Source organism: Leptospiraceae bacterium (assembly GCA_025059995.1).
In the GTDB taxonomy this organism is placed as follows: Bacteria; Spirochaetota; Leptospiria; order Leptospirales; family Leptonemataceae; genus SKYB61.
Map to the genome: position 1 here is coordinate 10,926 of JANXCF010000003.1, position 19,119 is coordinate 30,044.

15 protein-coding genes are annotated in these 19,119 nt (G+C 34.7%); 10 read left to right on the forward strand and 5 right to left on the reverse strand.

Translation table 11 applies throughout. From position 1 onward, the window contains the following. Positions 1–11: 11 nt before the first annotated feature. Genes NZ853_04665 through NZ853_04675 form a run of 3 tightly spaced genes read right to left on the reverse strand, consistent with a single transcriptional unit; the run spans position 12 to position 5,730 of the window. Positions 12–1,055 (reverse strand): hypothetical protein, encoded by a 1,044-nt coding sequence (locus tag NZ853_04665; GenBank protein MCS7204966.1) that lies wholly within the window; start codon positions 1,053–1,055, stop codon positions 12–14. Further along, a complete protein-coding gene (locus NZ853_04670) occupies positions 1,052–3,145 on the reverse strand; it encodes a FecR family protein (protein MCS7204967.1) in 2,094 nt (697 codons plus the stop codon). Before NZ853_04670 ends, NZ853_04665 begins: the two co-directional genes overlap by 4 nt. Continuing rightward, the gene (locus NZ853_04675; protein ID MCS7204968.1) at positions 3,142–5,730 is read right to left on the reverse strand and encodes a HAMP domain-containing protein; all 2,589 of its coding nucleotides are present in this window, start codon (positions 5,728–5,730) and stop codon (positions 3,142–3,144) included. Before NZ853_04675 ends, NZ853_04670 begins: the two co-directional genes overlap by 4 nt. 162 nt (positions 5,731–5,892) lie before the next feature. Here NZ853_04675 and typA point away from each other — a divergent pair, with 162 nt between their 5' ends. From typA to NZ853_04720, 9 genes are all read left to right on the forward strand, one after another. Next, positions 5,893–7,776 (forward strand): translational GTPase TypA, encoded by a 1,884-nt coding sequence (typA, locus tag NZ853_04680; GenBank protein ID MCS7204969.1) that lies wholly within the window; start codon positions 5,893–5,895, stop codon positions 7,774–7,776. Positions 7,777–7,779: 3 nt separating this feature from the next. Then, on the forward strand, positions 7,780–8,262 hold the full coding sequence (locus NZ853_04685) for an ATP-binding protein (protein ID MCS7204970.1): 483 nt from the start codon (positions 7,780–7,782) through the stop codon (positions 8,260–8,262). After that, positions 8,263–9,102 (forward strand): lipoate--protein ligase family protein, encoded by an 840-nt coding sequence (locus tag NZ853_04690; GenBank protein MCS7204971.1) that lies wholly within the window; start codon positions 8,263–8,265, stop codon positions 9,100–9,102. A gap of 21 nt (positions 9,103–9,123) precedes the next feature. After that, entirely contained in the window at positions 9,124–10,380 is a 1,257-nt protein-coding gene (locus tag NZ853_04695; protein ID MCS7204972.1) for a serine hydroxymethyltransferase, read from the forward strand. Between the two features lie 67 nt (positions 10,381–10,447). Beyond that, positions 10,448–10,990 carry a translation initiation factor IF-3 gene (infC, locus tag NZ853_04700; GenBank protein ID MCS7204973.1) on the forward strand — a complete coding sequence of 181 codons (543 nt, stop codon included), beginning with the start codon at positions 10,448–10,450 and terminating at the stop codon, positions 10,988–10,990. 52 nt (positions 10,991–11,042) lie between these two features. After that, positions 11,043–11,243 (forward strand): 50S ribosomal protein L35, encoded by a 201-nt coding sequence (rpmI, locus tag NZ853_04705; GenBank protein MCS7204974.1) that lies wholly within the window; start codon positions 11,043–11,045, stop codon positions 11,241–11,243. 12 nt (positions 11,244–11,255) lie between these two features. After that, positions 11,256–11,600, forward strand: coding sequence for a 50S ribosomal protein L20 (gene rplT, locus NZ853_04710; protein MCS7204975.1), 345 nt, complete (start codon positions 11,256–11,258; stop codon positions 11,598–11,600). A gap of 120 nt (positions 11,601–11,720) precedes the next feature. Next, complete coding sequence (locus tag NZ853_04715) at positions 11,721–12,533, forward strand: hypothetical protein (protein MCS7204976.1); 813 nt, start codon at positions 11,721–11,723, stop codon at positions 12,531–12,533. After that, on the forward strand, positions 12,511–12,834 hold the full coding sequence (locus NZ853_04720) for a cell division protein ZapA (GenBank protein ID MCS7204977.1): 324 nt from the start codon (positions 12,511–12,513) through the stop codon (positions 12,832–12,834). Before NZ853_04715 ends, NZ853_04720 begins: the two co-directional genes overlap by 23 nt. A gap of 2 nt (positions 12,835–12,836) precedes the next feature. On the opposite strand, the gene serA is transcribed toward NZ853_04720, so the two are convergent. Continuing rightward, positions 12,837–14,429: a phosphoglycerate dehydrogenase gene (gene serA, locus NZ853_04725; GenBank protein ID MCS7204978.1), complete on the reverse strand. Its 1,593-nt coding sequence runs from the start codon at positions 14,427–14,429 to the stop codon at positions 12,837–12,839. A 137-nt stretch (positions 14,430–14,566) separates the two neighbouring features. Here serA and NZ853_04730 point away from each other — a divergent pair, with 137 nt between their 5' ends. Next, the gene (locus tag NZ853_04730) at positions 14,567–15,958 is read left to right on the forward strand and encodes a hypothetical protein (GenBank protein MCS7204979.1); all 1,392 of its coding nucleotides are present in this window, start codon (positions 14,567–14,569) and stop codon (positions 15,956–15,958) included. Here NZ853_04730 and NZ853_04735 read toward each other — a convergent pair. After that, positions 15,951–19,043 carry an efflux RND transporter permease subunit gene (locus tag NZ853_04735; GenBank protein ID MCS7204980.1) on the reverse strand — a complete coding sequence of 1,031 codons (3,093 nt, stop codon included), beginning with the start codon at positions 19,041–19,043 and terminating at the stop codon, positions 15,951–15,953. The genes NZ853_04730 and NZ853_04735 overlap by 8 nt on opposite strands. Between the last annotated feature and the right edge of the window lie 76 nt (positions 19,044–19,119).

A 19,119-nucleotide genomic window follows, 5' to 3' on the forward strand; every position in this document is an offset into this window, starting at 1 on the left:
AATCACTCTCACTAAAAATGAAAATTCCACATAAATCCCAAAGTCTGTTCATTTTTTGTATTTTTTGTTTCCAAAATATCGACAAAAAATAAAGTAAGAAACAAGAAAGAAAAACCCAAAGTGGATCCAAATCGTATTTGATCTTGGTTGTAGTTTTTTATGAGCTTTCTTGCATTTAAGCTTTCATAGATTAAATAATTTCTAATAAAAGGGTTATTAGTTGTTCGGTTAACAAAAATCAAGTAATCTAACAGAGATAAGTTATTTTTGTTTAAAAATAAAGACGGTCGTTGAATCTTCTCGTAGTCCTTTAATTTTTGGTATTGAAAGCCAACTGCTGCGAGGGACAATAAAAAACCATATTTGATAAAGTATCCTTTGTCTTTTTTTCCTTCTTCAATGAGAATTTGACCAGGGACGGTTCTACGAATTCTTCTTTCTAATTCGACTACTTTTGGTGAGACTTTAGGTATTTCTTGAAAGTCAGTTATTTGTTTGATTTTGATCAAAGAAAGGGCAGGGATAGTGGTGAATTTTTTTTCTGAGTTTTGAATGACTATTTCATAATTCTTTGCTAAGAGCTCTTTAGTAGGGATTTCGATGAAAAGATTTTCGCCATTAAATTCATATTCTAAAGGTTTTTTCTCTAAACCTTCTCGTAAGAAAATTTTGGCATCATTTGTGATTCCCGAAACCTTCATTCTAAATTTTTGGGTGTCATCATCAAAATCGGTTAGTGTTTCAATACTTTCAACTTTTGGTGTGGGAATATAGATGATTTCAAATTCCTTCCATTCTGTGTAATAAAAAACTTCATTTTTTTGGTTAAGAAGTCCAAGACGTTTTTTATATCTTCCTGGTTTGATTTCTACAGTAGCTTCCGTTCCTTCAATTTCTTTTGTTAGTAATATTTTTTCTTCAAGATCTGCAATCTCTAATCGATATTTTCTTACATTTTGCACCGCTGCCCATCTTTCGGTGTAAAATATGGTTTGTTCTTGGGACTGTAATTTTATTGTGATAAAAACAAGAAAAAAAACAATCAAGACTCTCATTCAATTACGATTCGTTCTGGTGTTAAAAATTCAGGTTTGGATTGAATTTGGTATTCTAAAACAAATCTTACACCCACTTCGTTCGTTGGTATAATTCGTTCTTGGATTTTGCGAACCCCTTTTACACGAAAATCGTATACTCCAATTCCGAAATCCTCTAAGTTTGTGAGGACCACTTGATTTTGATTGGTTCGGTTCTTCAAGATAGGAGTTCCAGCTTTGAGTAATTCGTATTCATAGTAATCAACGTGCTTCGCTCTTTCCCATTGGATTGAAATTTGATTTACGGACAGAAGATTAAAGGTTTCGTTATTTTTTGGAATTATGATTCTTGTGGGTTTAGGTAGAAAATACATAAAAAACTTGGATGATTGGGTGTCTAAAACATCATTTGTATTTAATTTTCGTATATCTACTCTCCAGAAGTATTCTCCTTCTGAGTTCAATAGATTTGATGGTACAAGGAATTCTTCTTTTAGGGTTTTATTTGTTAAAAGAGGCTTTTGAAAGTTGGGTTCTTTTGCTAAAGAAACTATAAACTCTACTTCTCTTAGTTCATAGGACCATTTCAGGGGAATTTCTTTTGCATCCTCAAAAAGAAAAAGTTCGTTATTTCTGGGGAAGCTCAAAGTCAATCTGGGAGTTTCGATGACAAAAAAGGTTCCCACGTCAGAAGGGATTTTATCTTCGTTTATGATTCGCCAGTAATAGGTTCCAGTAGGAAATTCTCTTTTTACATCAAATGTGGAAACGGTGATATTACTTTGTTCGAATAATATTTCATTAAATTTGGAATCTTTGGCAATTTGGATTGTTTGTTTATTGGGTGAATCAACCCACCATTTGAAGACATAATTTTTCGTTTTTGTATGAAGAAAATATTCGTTTAAAGGGGAAATCAATTTTGCTGGTTTGAATTTTTCAAGTTCTTGGATTTGGAAAGATTGTACATCTGAAGTTTCTGTCAATTCTTCTAAGACACCTAAAGCAATAACTTTCCAATAGTAAGTTTGAGTTTGAACGTCAATTGGGACATTCACATTGTTAACAAACGTCGAAATCCTTTTGGGATTTGTAAAATTTGGATTAGTATCAATCAAGAGTTCATAGCCTTTTGCTAATTCCAATTTTGACCAAGAGAAATTTATATTCAACTCGGTTTTGGTTTTGAAAATTTCTAAGTTTTTTGGTGTGAAGAGCTGAGGTTTTTCTTTTTGGAAAACAACGAATTTTCTATAAGGAAATAGCGTGTGATCTTGATTTTTCTCGACGATCTTCCAGTAGTATGTGCCAGGCTTAAGTTGGATTTGGGCAATTCTTTTTATAGGGATTTTGATTAAAGTTGGACGAAACATGGAATTCATAGAAACCCAGAGCTCGTAATTTATTTCAGGATCACCTTGGTATTCAAACTCAATTACTTTATCTTTCGTGGTTGTGAAGAATCGTTCATCCTCTAAGGGTTTTATCAAGTTTAGCTTCATTTTGGTTTTTACGATTTTATCTTCGGTTTTTTGAGCGATTAAGACTTCATCTTTTTTGATTTCTTCTTTTTTTCCTTCTTTGATAAATTCGGCTTTTCCTTGTTGTAGTTGGATGTTTACACTTTCTTTGGTGTTGGTGATTTTCGCCTCCGCTGATTTTAAATCGATTTCCGAATCTCCGGTTTTGACTTTCACGTTGGTTTCTGCAGTTTTCGTTTCTAAGCTCCCGTAATTAAAATCGATCTTGGTTTCTTCTTTTGTGAAATTGATCACGATGAAAGAGTTTTCATTTAGGGCAATTTCAGTTCCGTCTTTAAGTTTCAAAACAGCTTCTGAAAACTCTTCTGTTTTGATGGAGTCTCCGTTATACACGGGATATTCATTTTGGAGTAATTCCCAAAGATTTTGGGTTTGAAGTTTTCTCAGAGCTGTCCTCTTTTTGAAAACAATCTTCCCGATTGGCTCTTCCTCAACAACATAAGTGGCATAAATATCTTTGTATAGTAGATAACTCAGAATTCCTATGATCAAAAAAGCTATAACAAAGAAAATATAATCCTTTTTACTTGGTTTGAATTTGATGTAATAGGGTGCTTTGGAGGTCATTTTTTATCTTTTGATGATTTTGATTTGTCTAAAATTTCGAATTTTTCTTCTTTATCGTCTTCGAGGACACTTTGATCCTCTGTTATCTGTGGTTTCCAATGGATACCTGCTATTTGTCGTAATTCTTCTAAGGTTTTCGGAGCCGTGGGATCATCTTTTCTTCCCAAAACACAGTAAATGGTTTGAGGTTCATCTTTCCCCTTTACTTTGATGGCGGGCATCTTTATAACGTTGAAAATGTCTTTTACTCTTTCATAAGCATCTTGGGATATTAAGATATCCGTTGCAAAGGGTTTGTTGAGTCCTTCAATTCGGCTTGCTAAGTTAACTGCATCTCCAATTACAGTGAATTCTAAACGTTTCTCGGAACCAATTTGACCGGAAATCACTTCTCCAGTATTGATACCACATCCAAAGTTAACCACAGGAAGATTGTGTTCTTTGTTGTATTTATTGAACTCAATTAGGGCTTTTCTCATCATGAGTGCGGCATTAATGGCATTTTCGGTATCATTTCCTTCTGTATAGACGGCACCCCATGTTGCCATGATGGCATCCCCAATGAATTTGTCTACAATGCCATGAGTTTTTTCTACACAATCAACCATCAGAGTGAAATAGCGATTTAAGTATTCCACAACCTCTTCTGGTTTCATTTTCTCAGACATCGCAGTAAATCCCCGAAGATCGGAAAAAAAGATAGTGCAAACTTTTTTCTCTCCACCTAATTGGATTTCACCTCTCAGAGCTTTTTCAGCTATTTCTTTATTAACGAATCTTCCGAAAGCATCTTTCATTCGCTCACGTTCTTCAAGCCCCTTCACCATTTTGTTGAAGGAATAAGCCACTAATCCCACCTCGTCTTTGCTTCTTGGAACTACACGAACAGAATAGTCTTCTTCTTCAACTCGACCAGTTGCGAATGCAAGTTCCTTCAAGGGTATGGAAATATTATTCGCAAAAAAGTATACAATTACCACACTCAAAACCAAGACAATCCCTAAAATGTATAGGTTTCTTCTTTGAGTGGCAAAAACTTGTTGAAAAGCAATATCCGACTCCGTAATAGAAACAATCCCCATACCTCCAACAGCAAGTTTTTTAAAAGCGCCTATATATTCCTTACCACCAAAAGGGAAAGTATATAACCCATTATCCACTGTGCTCTTTTGCATAGTTTGGATGATGGGCAGATCCTGAACATTAGCTTGAAGTAGAGTGATATTTATGTCTGAATGTATCAACAGCTCTGAATAACGATTCACCAATAAAGTTTGACTTCCCACTTGGGAAGGAAAGTCATTGATGATTTTTCTTGCGTTTAAAAAAATCAAAGCATACGTATTAGGTTCAAACTTGATGGGGGCTATCATTAACAACACAGGTTTATTTAAAACTTTTGAAACATTGAATAAATTAAAAGTATTCGTTAAGGATTGTTGGATTTTCTCATTGTAGATAGAAATCAAACCCTCAAAATCCTCACGAATTAAGGCATCAGCTTGCATTAAGTTGTAATTATTCAACCATTTTTGTATGGTAAAATTTATATCTTGGGCTTTCAAAATGGCAATCGAATAAATATAAGGGTTTTCGAAAGTAAAAAGATCAATGTAGGTTTCATTTGACTTCATGTGGTTTTGATAGATGAATTCACTTGTGATGTAGATTTGGTTGACTAAGTCTTCTAATTTCTGCCCCAAAATTTGAACCAAATTGCTATTATTCGTTTGGATTTGAGTTTCTATATCTCTTTTGAAAAAGTAAGAGGCAATAAAAATCATCAAAGAAAGCGATAGAGTTACTAACACACTAATAATTCCTAATAGTTTAATTCGAATCGTAAATTTTGATAGTTTAAACCCTTCCTTTCCAGAAGTAGAGAAATCAATATTTTTGATTATTTGAATATTTTCTTTTTTTTCTTTTGTAGTGTGTATTTCTTTTTGCTCCATTTTTGGTTTTTCATTTAGAGTATTTGTGTTATTTTTGTTTTCATTGATTTTTATTTCTGTTTCTTTCAGATGTTTTGTTGTTTCGTTTGTTGTTGGGTCAGTTTTTTCTAATTTTTCTATGGTCTCTAAATCTTTTTGACTTTCATTTACTTGTTCGAATTCTAATTGAGTGGTTTGAGGGGTGTTTTTAGTTTCAGTTTCCTTGTTTTTGATTCGTGTGATTTCTTCTAAAATTTCCTGCTCAAGATTTAAAAATCTTCCGTCATCGTGAAAGGGGTCATGAGAAAATTTCTTTTCAAAGATTTTTTTTAATTGCTCCGACTCTTTTGAGAAAATAAGTATAGTTCGTTCATTTTCTTTTAGATACTCAAAGATTTTATCTTGATGAGCCAAAAGATTACGCTCTAACAACACAACTACTTGGATATTGTTTTGGATGCAATGTATGGCATATTTTTCATAATCTTGGTTGAATTTCGGGACTATAAGTATGATTTTTCGAATATCATTTTTTTTTGTTTTTTCACAAAAAGTTCGTATGATATCTTGATTTGACGAAGAAAAAATTTCTTCAATCTCAGTTTTTGTAATATAAACTTTGTAATGGATGTTTTTTGGAAGTATTCTCATTTCTCAGTATATATAAAAACTTATCGATTTTATAAGCAATCTTTTTTAAAAATAAAAATTCAAAAAAATTACTTTTAGTTCTCACTTAATACAAGTAATACAAGTAAAGATTTAATTGCTTATTTAAAGCAAAAAAAAACTTTGGATAAAAAAATCGTAAATATGATTGCTCAAACACCTTTAGTTAGCATAAGAAACGTAGCCATCATTGCTCACGTTGATCATGGAAAAACCACATTGGTAGATGGGCTTCTAAAAGCTTCAGGTCAAATAAAAAAAACAGAAGAAGAAAGGATTTTAGATAATTTAGAGCTGGAAAAAGAAAAAGGTATCACCATCAAAGCTAAGAATGCATCGATTTATTATAAAAATCATAAAATCAATATCATCGATACTCCAGGGCATTCGGATTTTGGTGGTGAAGTAGAAAGAGTTTTAGGGATGGCGGATGGAAGTCTTCTTTTAGTCGATGCAGTTGAAGGTCCCATGCCTCAAACACGTTTTGTTTTAGCCAAGAGTTTAAAGTTAGGACATCGCCCAATCGTAGTCATAAATAAAATCGATCGAGAATTTGCTAATCCTACAAAAGTATTGAATGACATTTTTGACCTTTTCGATGAGTTAGGTGCTACGTCAGAGCAGTTGGATTTTCCTGTGATATATGCCTCAGCAAAGTTGCAATATGCCACAAAAGAACTCAAACTTTTTGGAATAGAACTTCAAAAAGAACTCCAAAAATCAAACGAAACACCCACTCTTGCTCCAATTTTGGATTTAATCATTGAGCATTTTCCCAATGCCTATTCCGAGGAAAAAGTGAAAATGCCTCTACAACTACAAATCCGAAATTTGGATTACGATGACTACGTAGGAAGGGTTGGTGTAGGAAGGATCTTTCAGGGGAAAATTAAAAAAGGCGATATTGTCGATCTTGTCAAAAACGAAACCAATCAAATCATACGGGGGAAAATCACCAAAATTTTCGGTTTCGATGGTTTAACAAAAATAGAACTCAATGAAGCTCACACAGGGGATGTCGTGGGAATTGCAGGATTTGAAGAAGTCAAGATAGGAGACACCCTTTGTGAAATCGATAAAATCATACCAGGACCTCGAATTGAAATCGAAGAACCCACAGTTTCTATGTTTTTTTTGGTTAATGATTCACCGTTTTCAGGAAAAGAAGGAAGGTTTGTTACAACTCGACAATTGCGGGAAAGACTCTTCAAAGAAACCTTGATTAATTTCTCAATTCGTGTCTATGAAGATGAAGAAAAAAAAGATCGTTTCGAAGTTCAAGGTCGAGGTGACCTACAACTTGCAATCTTGGCGGAGACTCTGCGAAGAGAGGGATATGAACTTCAACTTTCCAAACCCGAAGTCATTCTAAAAACTGATCCCACTACTCAAAAAAAATTAGAGCCTTACGAAATCGTCGTAATAGATGTTCCAGAAATTTATAGTGGAAATATTATTCAAGAACTAAATCGTCGAAAAGGCATCATGCAGTCCTTTGAAACCTTTTCTCATGGAACCTGTCGGATTGTGTATTTAGCTCCTACCAGAAGTTTATTTGGTTTTCGTAGTTTTGTTCTGACAGAGAGTAAAGGAACAGCGGCTTTTACATCACGATTTTCCCATTATGATACTTTTTTGGGTAGTATTTCGAATCGCATTAATGGAACTTTGGTTTCTATGGTGGATGGGATAGCAGTAGCTTATGCTTTGTGGCAACTTCAGGAAAGAGGAAGGATTTTCATCGAACCTGGAACTGCTGTTTACAAAGGAATGATTATAGGAGAACATTCAAGAGAAGGAGACTTAGACGTAAATCCAACAAAAGAAAAAAAATTAACTAATGTTCGAGCAAGTGGTTCTGATGAAGCCATTCGCCTCATCCCACCCATTAAAATGAACCTCGAACAAGCCATTGAATTCATAGAGGAAGACGAACTTGTTGAAGTCACTCCTCTCAATATTCGTCTTAGGAAAAAATATCTAGATCCCACAGAAAGAAAAAAGATGTCAAAACTTTTAGTGCGTTAAAAGATGAGTGATAATATTGATAATGTTGTAAAAGAAACTCCCATCATTGCCAAAGGATTTGATTATGAGACTTCAAAAAAAACAGACAAAAAAATCCGGATGCAGATAGTTTCCACTCCAAGTTTGTTGAAGCCATTTCGAAATTTTGTTTATGAAGTTTCTGTGAGTTTTGGTATCAAAAAAGAAATTGCGTTCGATTTAAAATTAATTTCAAATGAAGTCGTTTCAAACATTATCAAGCACGCATATCGATTTGAGTTAGGATGGATTTTCTTTGAGTTTTTATTCCATCGAACTTATGTGGAGCTCCGATTTCGTGATTTTGGTAAATATAGTGTTCAGCCGACAGATTTTGTAATGAAAGATTTGTCTGATATTCGAGATAGAGGAATAGGTTTGTATTTGATTTCAAATATTTCTGATTATTATTACATAAAGAATTCAGAAGAGATGGGGAATTTATTTATAGTCAAAAAGAGGATTTAAATGATTATACACATCCCTGACTTAAAAACCCGTAATCCGATCATTTCTATTGCATTAGAAGAATCATTGGCCTTTTATTATAGTAAAGTTGAAGATTTTACGGCACTTCTTCGATTTTGGTTTAATCCTCCAAGCATTATTTTAGGGAGAAGTTGTAAAGTTTTGGAAAACATAAATAGTGAAGTTTTAATCGCTTTACACAATAAACAAAAGAAGTTTTTAAAAGATAAAAATATATGTTTGGTTCGAAGACTATCAGGGGGTGGAACTGTTTATCATACCTACGGGAATTTGAACTACACTTTTATAATTCCTTTGAAGAAATATCCTGAATTCTTTTCTATACCTAATTCTTATAACATCATATTGAATTTTCTCATCAAAGCATTGAAAAAGCAAAATATAGAAGCTCTAATTCAAGGGCTTTCGGATTTAGTAATAGAAACCAAAGAAGGCTATAAAAAGTTCTCAGGTAATTCCCAGTTTCGAAAATACCATATGTTGGTTCATCATGGGACGTTGATTTTACAAAAAAATGTGATAGAAGAAGTCCAAAAAATACTAAAACATCCACCTAAAGAACCAGACTATCGGATGAAGCGAAGTCATGAGGATTTTTTGACTACACTACCCAAAGAATTCGATATTTCTCTTTTTTATGAAAGCCTTTTAGAACAACTTCAAGACTACTTCCAGCAGGATCAAATCCGATTTGTTAATTATTCAGAATCAAAAGAACTAAGAAAAATACTCATAGATAAGGTAAAAAATGTATATTCTAGTTCAGAATGGATATATCAAGGAAAGTATACTCAAAAAGAAATTATTTTAGATTTTTGATGATTTGGAGGTAAGAATAAAATGCTAAAATCAAATCTATTCAAAACTGATCCTGAGGTTTATGAAATCCTAGTTAAAGAAGACCTCAGACAAGAAAATTCTTTAGAGATGATTGCCTCTGAGAATTTTGTAAGTAGGTCTGTATTAGAGGCTTATACTTCTACGCTGACCAATAAATATGCCGAAGGTTATCCCGGAAAAAGATACTACAATGGCTGTGAGTATGCTGATGAAATCGAAACCTTGGCTATAGAGAGAGCAAAAAAATTATTTCGTGTAAAACATGTGAATGTGCAGCCACATTCGGGTGCTCAAGCTAACGCTGCAGTATTTTTAGCATTCTTAGAGCCAAAAGATGTTTTTTTAGGGATGGATTTATCTCATGGGGGTCATTTGACTCATGGTTCGAAAGTCAATTTTTCTGGTAGAATTTATCAGCCAGTTTTTTACGGAGTCCGAAAAGAAGACGAAAGAATTGATTTTGATCAACTCTATAAATTAGCTAAAGAACATAAACCCAAAATGATTATAGCTGGGTTCTCTGCTTATCCTCGTGTTTTAGATTTTGCAAAATTTCGAGAAATCTCAGATGAAGTAGGTGCCATTTTGATGGCAGATATAGCCCACATTGCGGGAATTATTGCAGCGGGCTATCATCCATCTCCTGTGGGTGTTGCTCATGTGATTACTACGACTACTCACAAGACTTTACGAGGACCCAGAGGTGGTCTGATCATGACTGATGATGATGAGGTTGCAAAAGTGATAAATTCCCGAGTATTTCCTGGCACACAGGGGGGACCTCTTATGCACGTAATTGCTGCTAAAGCGGTAGCGTTTGGAGAGGCACTACAACCTGAGTTCAAAGATTATATTAAAAAAGTATTAGAAAATGCCCAGGTTTTGGCAGAAACTTTTCTTCAAAGAGGTTTTCGAATTGTAAGTGGTGGAACTGATAATCATATTGTCTTATTGGACGTAGGAATTAAAGGACTTACAGGAAGCAAAGCAGCAGATGAACTTCATAAAATCGGTATCACAGCAAACAAAAACACCATTCCCTTTGATCCCAATCCTCCGGCGGTGGCAAGTGGGGTGCGGTTTGGTTCTCCTGCTTTGACAACACGTGGGTTAGGGAAAGATGAATTTAAAAAAATTGGCAACATCATCTGCGATTTATTAGAAAATATTGACAATGACACCGTCAAAGAGAAACTCAAAGAAGAAGTAAAAGAAATTGTCAAAAGCTTTCCTATGAACTATTTTCGATTAGAATAAAAAATAATTTTTCGTGAACCGATATGAAGATTGACAAGAGAAAGAAGTTATCTATAGAGAGGTTAGGATGAAGAATAGGCAGTTTCCACCCAAAAATAAAAAAGAAGAACATCGAATTAACCGACAAATCAAAGCACAACAAGTGCGTCTTGTCATTGAAGGAGAAGGTGCAAGAATTGTCAGTCTTCAAGAAGCTCTGAAGATAGCCGAGGAGAAAGGTTTGGATTTAGTGGAAGTTTCGCCTAATCAAGATCCACCTGTTTGTAAGATCATGGATTATGGTAAGTGGAAATTCGATCAAAGCAAACGAAAAAAAGAACAACAAAAAAAACAACATGTCATTGAAGTCAAAGAGTTAAAATTAGGTCCAAACATCGGAGACCATGATTATCAAATCAAGCTGAAGAAAGCCATTGAGTTTTTACAAGAAGGAAACAAAGTTCGTTTGAATCTAAAATTCAAGGGCAGGCAATTAGCTTATCCTGAACTAGGAATGGAAATCATCAATCGTTTTTTATCAGATACCCAAGATTATGCAACCATAGAAATACCACCTAAAATGGATGGAAAACAAATCCTCGCAGTTATCGCACCAAAACATAAAAAATAGGATTGCAACCTAAAGCTTGAAAAAAAATTAGTTAAATAGCAAAGGAATTTGTATGCCAAAATTAAAAACAAAAAGTTCTGCTTCTAAAAGATTTAAGTTTACAGCAACGGGGAAAGTAAAAAGAACAAAAGCGTTTAAAAACCATAACCTTACCCATAAAAACTCGAAAAGAAGAAGAAGGTTAGTAAAGGGTGGTTTTTTACATCCAACAAATAAAAAATTAATTTTATCCATGTTTCCTTATTCTAAATAAAAAGAGTCAAATATGAGAGCAAAAACAACAAAGATACATCACAAAAAGCGAAGGAAAATTTTGAAGTTAGCAAAAGGTTATCGACAAGCAAGGCATAGGCTTTATAGAGTAGCCAAAACCGTCGTGATGCATGCTGGACAGCATGCTTATAATTCAAGAAAGCAAAAAAAGAGGAATTTTCGTTCCTTGTGGATTATGAGGATTAATGCTGCCTCAAGGAATCATGGATTATCTTATTCACAACTTGTGGATTTGTTAAAAAAATCAAATATTAAATTGAATCGTAGGTCCTTGGCCAATATTGCATTTTTGTATCCTCAAGTATTTGATAAAATCGTATTAAAAGTAAAAAAATAAAAAATCTGAATATAGATTGTCTTGGAGAGATAAATTTTTCAATCAATATCACAATTTTTTATTTACAAAAACAAAAGAGATGACGTTAATTACTTTAGAAAATTTTATTAAGGAGTTAAAATGATAACTCTTGAACAATTAGATGAATTAGAGAGTAAAATTATAAAAGCGTTAGAACTTATTAGCGATCTTCGAACAGAAAACTCAAGGTTAGAGGCAGAAAATCAAAAACTAAGAGATGAGTATGAAAAAATCAGTCAACTGTTAGAAAAAAAAGAAAAAGATATTAGTTCATTAAAAGAACAATTAGAAAAAGCAAATTTAGAATTAGGGCGTTTAAAAGAAAACGAAAGTGTCTTAGAAAAGAAAATCTTACAAATCCTTGCGAAATTAAATTCAGCTGAAACAAACTTTGCAACAAAAAGAAAAGACATACAGGATTCTAATGTTTCAGACAAAATAAAAGATGATTTAACCATCATAGAAGAAGACTCAGAAATTGAAGTTAAACTTGAAAAGCCTATTGAAAAACCGCAATTACTGGGCTTATCTTCAAAAAAGACTGATATAATTGAGAGTATTGATCAAGTAAAAGAACAATCTAATCTTGTTCGAGAAGCAACGCAAGTATCAGAAATGAATGATGATGAAATCATTGTTCTTGATGAAGATGAAGATGAAATCATTTTATCAGATAATTTAGAAAACGAAACGATTATAGAAGAAACTGCGGATACAATCATAATCGAAAATAGAGAAAAGCGAAGTGATATTTCTTCAGAAGAAAACTATCAAAAAGATGAAAACAAGGAAACCATTGTTGCTGTGGATGATGAAATTATTTTAGATGATGACGATATTGGTATCTTTGAGCTTGAGGATGATGAAGACTTTTTAATCATAGAAGAAAATGAAAACAACAAACCAACCTAAAAAAAATCACAAAGTAAGGGTAGAAATTTTTGGTCAAGAATATCAACTTAAAAGTGATAATACCAGTGAAGAATACATGATGATGGTAGCAAATTATGTTGACTCCAAAATGAAGGAGTTATCATCCCAGTTCTCACATCGATTATCCCACACTCAATTAGCCATTTTAGCTGCTATAAATATCACAGATGAGCTCTTTCAAGAAAGAAATAAAGCTATTTCAGAAGAAATTGTTCTTAATAAAACAAAATACTTAATTCAATTATTAGAGGAAGGGATCTTGGGGGATCCCGTAATTTAATTTCATCTTAAATCAACTTGTTTTGCGAACAAAATATTGGGTAGTTTTTGAAAAGCTTCTAATTGCTCTTTCGTCAGAAGATCATCAATTTTAATGACGGATTTAGCTAGCTCCCCTTTTTTGGTTCTGGATAATTCTAAGCTTGCAATGTTGATGTTTTCTTTTCCTAAAAAAGTTCCAATGGATCCAATCACTCCTGGAACATCTCGGTTTTGAATAATGAGTAATATCCCTTCTGGTTCAAATTCTAAGTCAAAGCCGTCCATTTTCACAACGATAGGTTTATTCAAAACTACCGTGTATTTAAGCTTTTGTAGATGATGATCATTTTCGAATTGAACATCCACACTACTAATGAAGTCAGATGTAGATTCATTGAAGTTTTCTATAATCCTTATTCCTCGTTCTTTCGCTAAAACTAGCGCATTCACGAAATTGACATTTTCATCACCAGAAAATTTCGATAATGCTCCTTTTACTATGCCCATTTTGATGGGTTCCACTTTTTTCTTAGCTATTTCTCCATTATAGGTGATCTGTATTGTTTTTAGGGGACTTTCAATGAGGTTTGCTAACAATTTACCTACTTTTTCAGCCCCAATAAAGTAAGGTTTTAAATAATCCATATCTTCGGGGTCCATACTTGGGAAGTTAATCGCATTTCTTGCAATCCCTTTTGTAAAAAACTCAATGACCTCATCAATTGTTTCCATTGCTACAGCAAATTCCGCCTCGGCTGTGGAAGCTCCTAAGTGGGGAGTCATGATGCAATTCTCAAACGGAATTAATGGGAAGTTCGGAGGAATAGGTTCTTGTGAAAAAACGTCCAAAGCAACACCACCAATGTGCCCTGATTTCAGTCCTTCAACTAATGCTTCTTCGTCGTAAATCCCCCCTCGAGCACAGTTGATCAAACGAACTCCTTTTTTTAATTTATGAAGATTTTGTTTGTTGATAAGGTTTTGCGTTGTTTCCGTTAAGGGTGTGTGGACGGTGATGATATCGCTTTTTTCTAGTAATGTATCCAAATCCACAATTTCGATTTCTAGATGTGATAAATGTTCACGGTTGATATAGGGATCATATCCTAAAACCTTCATTTGTAGACCCTTTGCTCGTTTTACCACTTCTCGTCCGATTCTACCCAAACCGATCACTCCCAGCGTCTTATTCATTAACTCAATACCTAAGAATTTACTTTTTTCCCATTTTCCTTGCTTCATGGATTGATTGGCTTGAGGAATGTTTCTTGCCAAAGCAAACATTAAGGCTATTGCGTGTTCGGCTGTGGTAATGCTACTACCACCCGGAGCATTCATAACAATAATGCCTCTTCGTGAGGCTTCGCTAATATCAATATTGTCTACACCGACACCAGCTCGAACAATCAGCTTGAGCTTTTTTGCATGTTCGAAAACTTCACCTTTGACTTTCGTTGCTGAACGAACAATCAAACAATCCACATCTTCGATATCTTTTAAAAGTTCTTCTTTGGAATGTCCGCCTTTATAAATTACCTCGAAGTTCGGAGTGTTTTTGAGTCTTGAGACTCCTTCTGCATCGAACTTATCTGAAATAAGAACTTTATAAGTCATGAGTCCAAGTTTTTGTTCTCCAAGTTAGTGAAAAGAAATAATTTTAATTTTTAAGTCTATGATGAAATAAAAAATGATTTTGCAGAGAGTTTTCAAAATTCGTTTTACAAAAATTTACTAAGAAAATTTTCAATATTATGAACGCAAAACAGAATCAATTGTCGTTTGTCAAAGTTTATGAGATTGTCTTTATTTTGGTTTCTATCGCAAATTATTTAATTGTCGTCTTTGATGCTTTGTATTTATACAAATTGCCTTATTATCATGGAACATTGAGGGATATATTGCTACATTACTATCCAGAACAATGGAAATCCCGATTTGATATTATTTCATTATGGGATTCTTTAAAGGGGATTGAACCACATCGATTTAATTTACGTTTTGAAGAGGAATACCAAAAGCTCAAAGAACTTTATCCAAAACTTGCTGGTGCTACCCCTATTGAACGCCTTGGTATTGAAAGAGAAATTGATAGACAACTTCAAATTCTCACATCCCTTACAGATGAAATGATTGATAAACGAGGAGTGGATAGTCATTTTTACATTGCAGGGAAAGATGGGGTTTTAGAAAAAATCAAAAACAAAATGAGGGCATACAAACCCAATCCCGAAAACTCTGCAAAACAATCATTCCGTGAGTTTTTCTCTAGAAAAAATTTGGATAATGATCGTTATATCCAAGAATTCGAATATTTCGATAAAGAAATTTTAATCTACATTAGAGAAAATTACTTTCGTTGGATTGATGAAGATGGAGAGTTAAAAGACTATTTCTTTAAGATTGATCGTTGGTTTGTTTTGTTTTTCTGGTTCGATTTTCTGGGAAGATGGATTTTGACGGCTCGAAGATACTCGAGGTGGTACTTGTTTCCCGTTCATCACTTTTATGAAATTTTTAATTTATATCCTCCGCATCATAATACGTGGTTTCGGCTTCTTCGTATCATTCCTATTTATGTTCGTATGAGGAGAAACCGTTTTCTTCCTGATGAAGGGATTTTACCTGAAATCATTCACGAAAATGCTAAGGTGATTGCGGATGAAATCTCAGGTTTGGTGCTTTTGAATATCATTGAACAAACCAAATCCCAGATTGCCCAAAAAGGAAAATTTCAATTAGAACCCCAAACCATTGAAGTCTTGCAAACGATTTTAAAAAAACAAATGGAAATCTTCAGCTTTAAAGTCATGCCACGTTTAGAACCCCTGATTACCGAAATGGTGCATTTTTCCATTAATCGTGCGGCAGAACCGTATCTTCTTTCTCCCATTGGACCTGTGGTTCGTTTGTTATTACTTAACATTCACACAACAGTTAGAGAAGGGCTTGAGGCTTCCTTCAATAGTCCAGAAGGATTAGAACGGCTGAACAAAATCCTTCAGACTTCGTTAGAAGAAACTTTTAATCATTTTGAAAAACAAGAAAACCAAGACCTTCTCATAGAAGACATCGTGAAGTTCTTGGAAATCTTGAAGATTGATTTAGAAAACAATTTTGTCAAAAATGGAAATATAACTACTTGATTTTAGCGTAAAATTCACTCAATTTTTCTCGTAGGGTCTCAAAATAAGAAAAAATAGCAGGGACTAAAACAACCGTTACAAACGTAGAAAAAAGTAAGCCTCCCACGACCGCGATTCCCATCGCTGTTCTACTTTTAGAGATTTCTCCATGAAGTCCCAACGCCACAGGAAGCATTCCACCAATCATAGCAAAAGAGGTCATCAAGATGGGACGAAGTCGAACCATACCTGCTTCTTTGATGGCTTCGTCTTTGGTCATTCCTTTTTCTCGTATATTTTGCATAGCCCGATCCACCATCAAGATTGAATTTTTTGTCACAAGCCCCATAAGTAAAATCAAACCAATCATACTAAAAAGATTGAGCATTTCCCCGGTGATGAGAAGAGAAAAAAATGCTCCACTAATGGCAGGTGGGATAGCAAAAAGGATTGTGATAGGGATGATGAAAGACTCATACAAAGAAGCCAGAACCAAGTAGATAAATAGTAATGCTAAGCCAAATGCGACGATGATGTTTTTTACTAAATCCTTGAAGTCCTCAGTTTGACCGATAAATTCATAGCTAATCCCAGGGGGTGGGGGATTTTTTTTGATGATTTCTCTGGTCTTCTCTTCAGCAGATTGCAATGCACCACCTGGAGCTAACTGGGCATTGACCTCGATGATCCGGGATCGGTCTCTTCGAAGGATATTGGCTGGAGCATACGTATTTTTCAGTTCACTGATCTCAGAAAGTTTGACGGGTTGAAAATTCAAGTTTGGAACATACAAGGTTTCATAATATTTTTGCAGATTTCGTTGCTCGGGTTTGAGTCGAAGTCGAACGTAATACTCATTACCATTTTCTCGGAACTTTGCCACCTTTACACCTTCAACAAAATATCGTAGTTCTAAACCTGCCAGTGCTGGAACAACCCCAAGTAATTGAGCTTTTTGAGGATCAATCTTGATTTGGAACTCTGGTTTTCCGGGTCGATATGAGGTATCAAAGTCCGTAAGATCCTGGATAGTTTGAAGTTCTGGTAAAAGTTTTCTTACATATTCATCAAGTGCTACGATGTCATTCCCTTTGAAAATCAATTGATAAGGATAATCCACACCTCCTGTGACGGGATTGTAGTCAGAGATTTGAAGTCGGTATTTTGCGTAGTCTTGAAGTTCTTCTCGTAACAGGTCCTTAAATTCCGTAGTGGTGAGATTTCTTTGGGTGGAAGGAACCATTTCTACACCTATGATGGCTTGGTTGGATTCTCCTGTATTTGTCCCAATCGTGATGAATAACTTTTGGACCTCGGGATGTCGTGATACCTTTTGATAGAGCTCTAATGCCACTTTTTCGGTTGCTTGGAGAGATGAGCCAGGTGGTAGTTCAAAAGTCATCAAAAACTCACCCGAGTCAAACTGAGGAAGAAATGTTTTTTGCACAAACAAAGAAGAAACCAAGCTCAAAATGAATACAACGAGAAATATCGTAATAACAAAGATTTTATGCCTCAGTGTAAAGTCGATGGTTCGTTCATATTGAACATCCAACCAATCTTGTAGCCGTTCGAAATAGCGAATGATGAGATACTTCTTTTCTGAGATGTGTCCACCGAAGTATGCCGAGAGCATGGGTGCCATCGTGACAGCATCAAACAAGCTAATGAGCATTGCAAATACAACCGTCAAACCAAATTCTTTGAAAAACTGCCCAACAATTCCTGTAAGAAAGCCAATCGGCAAAAATACAGCAATCACAGTGGCAGAAGTAGCCACTACTGCTAAAAGAACCTCCATTGTTCCTTTTTCAGCTGCTTCAACGGGTGGTTTTCCCATCTCCATGTGTCGGAAGATGTTTTCCCTTACAACAATGGCATCATCAATCAAAAGCCCAATACTCAAAGACAAAGATAAAAGTGTCATCACATTTATGGTAAAATCTGCAACATACATTAAGATGAATGCCCCTAACAAAGAATTTGGGATAGCCACTGCGGTGATAATGGTAGAACGAAAATTCCCCAAAAATAGATAAACAATCACAATCGTAAGAAAAATCCCGATGTAAATGGCGATCGCTACATCTTCTACATTGAGTTCAATCCATTTAGCCCCATCTCGAACTTGATACAAAACCAAGTTTCCCGGTTTGGTTTTTAGCTCTTGGTTTAAGGTTTCTATGGTTTTCTTTACTTTATGGACTACCTCTACGGTATTCGTTCCTGATTGCTTGTAGATCTGAATAAAGATTGCCGGACTTATTCCTTCGTCTTTGTTGTATAAGTAAGTGATGGTAGTTTTGTCTTCTAAACCATCACGAACTGTTGCAATGTCTTTAATCTGAATAGAGCTTCCGAGATCTCCAAAAAATATCGTAGCATTTTCGATTTCTTTAAGGCTTCGAAATTCTCCTATTGTGCGAAAGTTCAGTTCTTCTTGAGAAAGATCAATTTTTCCTGCGGGTATATTGGTTCCATAGTTTTTGATTCTTTCCGCTAAAAGTAATAAGGGTAGGCGATAAAAGTTCAGTTTGTCTTTATCTACTTCGATGTGGATTTCTCGTTTTTGTCCTCCTAAGATACGAACACCTCCCACGTTGGGAATTTGCTCAAATCGGGGTTTGATTTCATAATACGCCACATCATAGAGCTCAGCAGGGGGTAAATTTCCTTTGAGGGCTAAAATGTAAACAGGTTGATCCGCTGGGTCAAAACGAGAAACCAAAGGTTCTTCTGCGTCCTCAGGGAAATTTATCTTGACTTTGTCAATTGCGTTTTTCACTAATTGCTCTGCATAACGAACATCCGTATCCAAGGAAAACTCAGCAATCACCAAAGAAAAACTTTCTTGATTCCTCGAGGTTACGTGTTTTATCCCGGGCAGTGTGCTTAATTCTTCTTCTATGGGGCGGGAAATCAATTCTTCGACTTCTTCTGGTCCAGCTCCAGGATAAATTGTGCTAACAACAATAAAAGGAAAAGAAACATTAGGAAAAATATCCACTCCAAGCCGTGTCAAAGAAATATAACCCACTGAGATCGTAAAAATAAATATGCTTGTGATGAAAACTGGTCGCTTGATAGAAAGCCTTGCAATGTTCATAATATTCTAAATTAAATTTAACTGATTAGTTAGTCAAGTTATGGAATTTTTTACTTCCGATAATAGGAATTATGTC

Excerpts from the sequence above, each read along its gene's own strand:
- NZ853_04665 (MCS7204966.1), bottom strand. The coding sequence starts at position 1,055 with ATGAGAGTCTTGATTGTTTTTTTTCTTGTTTTTATCACAATAAAATTA.
- NZ853_04670 (MCS7204967.1), bottom strand. The coding sequence starts at position 3,145 with ATGACCTCCAAAGCACCCTATTACATCAAATTCAAACCAAGTAAAAAG.
- NZ853_04675 (MCS7204968.1), bottom strand. The coding sequence starts at position 5,730 with ATGAGAATACTTCCAAAAAACATCCATTACAAAGTTTATATTACAAAA.
- typA (MCS7204969.1), top strand. The coding sequence starts at position 5,893 with ATGATTGCTCAAACACCTTTAGTTAGCATAAGAAACGTAGCCATCATT.
- NZ853_04685 (MCS7204970.1), top strand. The coding sequence starts at position 7,780 with ATGAGTGATAATATTGATAATGTTGTAAAAGAAACTCCCATCATTGCC.
- NZ853_04690 (MCS7204971.1), top strand. The coding sequence starts at position 8,263 with ATGATTATACACATCCCTGACTTAAAAACCCGTAATCCGATCATTTCT.
- NZ853_04695 (MCS7204972.1), top strand. The coding sequence starts at position 9,124 with ATGCTAAAATCAAATCTATTCAAAACTGATCCTGAGGTTTATGAAATC.
- infC (MCS7204973.1), top strand. The coding sequence starts at position 10,448 with ATGAAGAATAGGCAGTTTCCACCCAAAAATAAAAAAGAAGAACATCGA.
- rpmI (MCS7204974.1), top strand. The coding sequence starts at position 11,043 with ATGCCAAAATTAAAAACAAAAAGTTCTGCTTCTAAAAGATTTAAGTTT.
- rplT (MCS7204975.1), top strand. The coding sequence starts at position 11,256 with ATGAGAGCAAAAACAACAAAGATACATCACAAAAAGCGAAGGAAAATT.
- NZ853_04715 (MCS7204976.1), top strand. The coding sequence starts at position 11,721 with ATGATAACTCTTGAACAATTAGATGAATTAGAGAGTAAAATTATAAAA.
- NZ853_04720 (MCS7204977.1), top strand. The coding sequence starts at position 12,511 with ATGAAAACAACAAACCAACCTAAAAAAAATCACAAAGTAAGGGTAGAA.
- serA (MCS7204978.1), bottom strand. The coding sequence starts at position 14,429 with ATGACTTATAAAGTTCTTATTTCAGATAAGTTCGATGCAGAAGGAGTC.
- NZ853_04730 (MCS7204979.1), top strand. The coding sequence starts at position 14,567 with ATGAACGCAAAACAGAATCAATTGTCGTTTGTCAAAGTTTATGAGATT.
- NZ853_04735 (MCS7204980.1), bottom strand. The coding sequence starts at position 19,043 with ATGAACATTGCAAGGCTTTCTATCAAGCGACCAGTTTTCATCACAAGC.